This is a genomic window from Listeria cossartiae subsp. cayugensis (assembly GCF_014229095.1).
Taxonomy (GTDB): Bacteria; Bacillota; Bacilli; order Lactobacillales; family Listeriaceae; genus Listeria; species Listeria cayugensis.
Map to the genome: position 1 here is coordinate 1 of NZ_JAARZC010000009.1, position 3,295 is coordinate 3,295.

Here is a 3,295-nt window from a genome sequence, read left to right on the forward strand (position 1 = left end):
TTGTTCTTTGAAAACTAGATAAGAAAGTTAGTAAAGTTAGCATAGATAATTTATTATTTATGACACAAGTAACCGAGAATCATCTGAAAGTGAATCTTTCATCTGATTGGAAGTATCATCGCTGATACAGAAAATCAGAAAAACAACCTTTACTTCGTAGAAGTAAATTGGTTAAGTTAGAAAGGGCGCACGGTGGATGCCTTGGCACTAGGAGCCGAAGAAGGACGGGACTAACACCGATATGCTTTGGGGAGCTGTACGTAAGCGTTGATCCAGAGATTTCCGAATGGGGGAACCCACTATCTTTAGTCGGATAGTATCCTTACGTGAATACATAGCGTAAGGAAGGCAGACCCAGGGAACTGAAACATCTAAGTACCTGGAGGAAGAGAAAGAAAAATCGATTTCCTGAGTAGCGGCGAGCGAAACGGAAAGAGCCCAAACCAAGAAGCTTGCTTCTTGGGGTTGTAGGACACTCTATACGGAGTTACAAAAGAAAGCTATAAATGAAGCGGTCTGGAAAGGCCCGCCAAAGACGGTAACAGCCCGGTAGTTGAAATGGTTTTCCCTCCAGAGTGGATCCTGAGTACGGCGGAACACGTGAAATTCCGTCGGAATCCGGGAGGACCATCTCCCAAGGCTAAATACTCCCTAGTGACCGATAGTGAACCAGTACCGTGAGGGAAAGGTGAAAAGCACCCCGGAAGGGGAGTGAAACAGTTCCTGAAACCGTGTGCCTACAAGTAGTTAGAGCCCGTTAATGGGTGATAGCGTGCCTTTTGTAGAATGAACCGGCGAGTTACGATTTGTTGCAAGGTTAAGCGGAAAAAGCGGAGCCGTAGCGAAAGCGAGTCTGAATAGGGCGCATAAGTAACAGGTCGTAGACCCGAAACCAGGTGATCTACCCATGTCCAGGATGAAGGTAAGGTAATACTTACTGGAGGTCCGAACCCACGCACGTTGAAAAGTGCGGGGATGAGGTGTGGGTAGCGGAGAAATTCCAATCGAACTTGGAGATAGCTGGTTCTCTCCGAAATAGCTTTAGGGCTAGCCTCGAGGTAAAGAGTCATGGAGGTAGAGCACTGTTTGGACTAGGGGCCCTTCTCGGGTTACCGAATTCAGATAAACTCCGAATGCCATGTACTTATACTCGGGAGTCAGACTGCGAGTGATAAGATCCGTAGTCGAAAGGGAAACAGCCCAGACCACCAGTTAAGGTCCCAAAATATATGTTAAGTGGAAAAGGATGTGGGGTTGCTTAGACAACCAGGATGTTGGCTTAGAAGCAGCCACCATTGAAAGAGTGCGTAATAGCTCACTGGTCGAGTGACCCCGCGCCGAAAATGTACCGGGGCTAAACATATTACCGAAACTGTGGATGAACCTCATTAGAGGTTCGTGGTAGGAGAGCGTTCTAAGGGCGGTGAAGTCAGACCGGAAGGACTGGTGGAGCGCTTAGAAGTGAGAATGCCGGTATGAGTAGCGAAAGAAGGGTGAGAATCCCTTCCACCGAATATCTAAGGTTTCCTGAGGAAGGCTCGTCCGCTCAGGGTTAGTCGGGACCTAAGCCGAGGCCGATAGGCGTAGGCGATGGACAACAGGTAGAGATTCCTGTACCAGTGCTAATTGTTTAACCGATGGGGTGACACAGAAGGATAGGGAATCGCACGAATGGAAATGTGCGTCCAAGCAGTGAGTGTGAGAAGTAGGCAAATCCGCTTCTCGCGAAGCATGAGCTGTGATGGGGAAGGAAATTAAGTACGGAAGTTCCTGATTTCACGCTGTCAAGAAAAGCCTCTAGGAAGAGTAGTACTGCCCGTACCGCAAACCGACACAGGTAGATGAGGAGAGAATCCTAAGGTGAGCGAGAGAACTCTCGTTAAGGAACTCGGCAAAATGACCCCGTAACTTCGGGAGAAGGGGTGCTCTATTAGGGTGCAAGCCCGAGAGAGCCGCAGTGAATAGGCCCAGGCGACTGTTTAGCAAAAACACAGGTCTCTGCAAAACCGTAAGGTGACGTATAGGGGCTGACGCCTGCCCGGTGCTGGAAGGTTAAGAGGAGTGCTTAGCTTCGGCGAAGGTACGAATTGAAGCCCCAGTAAACGGCGGCCGTAACTATAACGGTCCTAAGGTAGCGAAATTCCTTGTCGGGTAAGTTCCGACCCGCACGAAAGGCGCAACGATCTGGGCACTGTCTCAACGAGAGACTCGGTGAAATTATAGTACCTGTGAAGATGCAGGTTACCCGCGACAGGACGGAAAGACCCCGTGGAGCTTTACTGCAACCTGATATGGAATGTTTGTACCGCTTGTACAGGATAGGTAGGAGCCGAAGAGACGTGTGCGCTAGCATACGAGGAGGCAATGGTGGGATACTACCCTGGCTGTATGACCATTCTAACCCGCCACGCTTAGCGCGTGGGGAGACAGTGTCAGGTGGGCAGTTTGACTGGGGCGGTCGCCTCCTAAAGAGTAACGGAGGCGCCCAAAGGTTCCCTCAGAATGGATGGAAATCATTCGCAGAGTGTAAAGGCACAAGGGAGCTTGACTGCGAGACTGACAAGTCGAGCAGGGACGAAAGTCGGGCTTAGTGATCCGGTGGTTCCGCATGGAAGGGCCATCGCTCAACGGATAAAAGCTACCCCGGGGATAACAGGCTTATCTCCCCCAAGAGTCCACATCGACGGGGAGGTTTGGCACCTCGATGTCGGCTCGTCGCATCCTGGGGCTGTAGTCGGTCCCAAGGGTTGGGCTGTTCGCCCATTAAAGCGGCACGCGAGCTGGGTTCAGAACGTCGTGAGACAGTTCGGTCCCTATCCGTCGCGGGCGCAGGAAATTTGAGAGGAGCTGTCCTTAGTACGAGAGGACCGGGATGGACACACCGCTGGTGTACCAGTTGTTCCGCCAGGAGCATCGCTGGGTAGCTATGTGTGGCAGGGATAAACGCTGAAAGCATCTAAGCGTGAAGCCCCCCTCAAGATGAGATTTCCCATTTCTTCGGAAAGTAAGATCCCTGAAAGATGATCAGGTAGATAGGTTTGGAGTGGAAGTGTAGCGATACATGGAGCGGACAAATACTAATCGATCGAGGACTTAACCAAAAAATGAAACGAAGTTACCTAACTGAACCCTTTCTTCTCTAGTTTTGAGAGAGCAATCTTTCAACAACTCAATATTGTCTGGTAGTTATGGCGAGAAGGTCACACCCGTTCCCATCCCGAACACGGTAGTTAAGCTTCTCCGCGCCAATGGTAGTTGGGGGCTTCCCCCTGCGAGAGTAGGTCGCTGCCGGGCA

The 3,295-nt window shown here is 50.6% G+C and carries 2 rRNA genes; both read left to right on the forward strand.

Annotated features, from left to right (window positions below):
* The first annotated feature begins 169 nt into the window (after nt 1–169).
* Nucleotides 170–3,101: ribosomal RNA gene (locus HCB49_RS14275) — 23S ribosomal RNA — on the forward strand.
* Nucleotides 3,102–3,178: 77 nt separating this feature from the next.
* A 5S ribosomal RNA gene (rrf, locus tag HCB49_RS14280) occupies nt 3,179–3,294 on the forward strand.
* Nucleotide 3,295 lies beyond the last annotated feature (1 nt).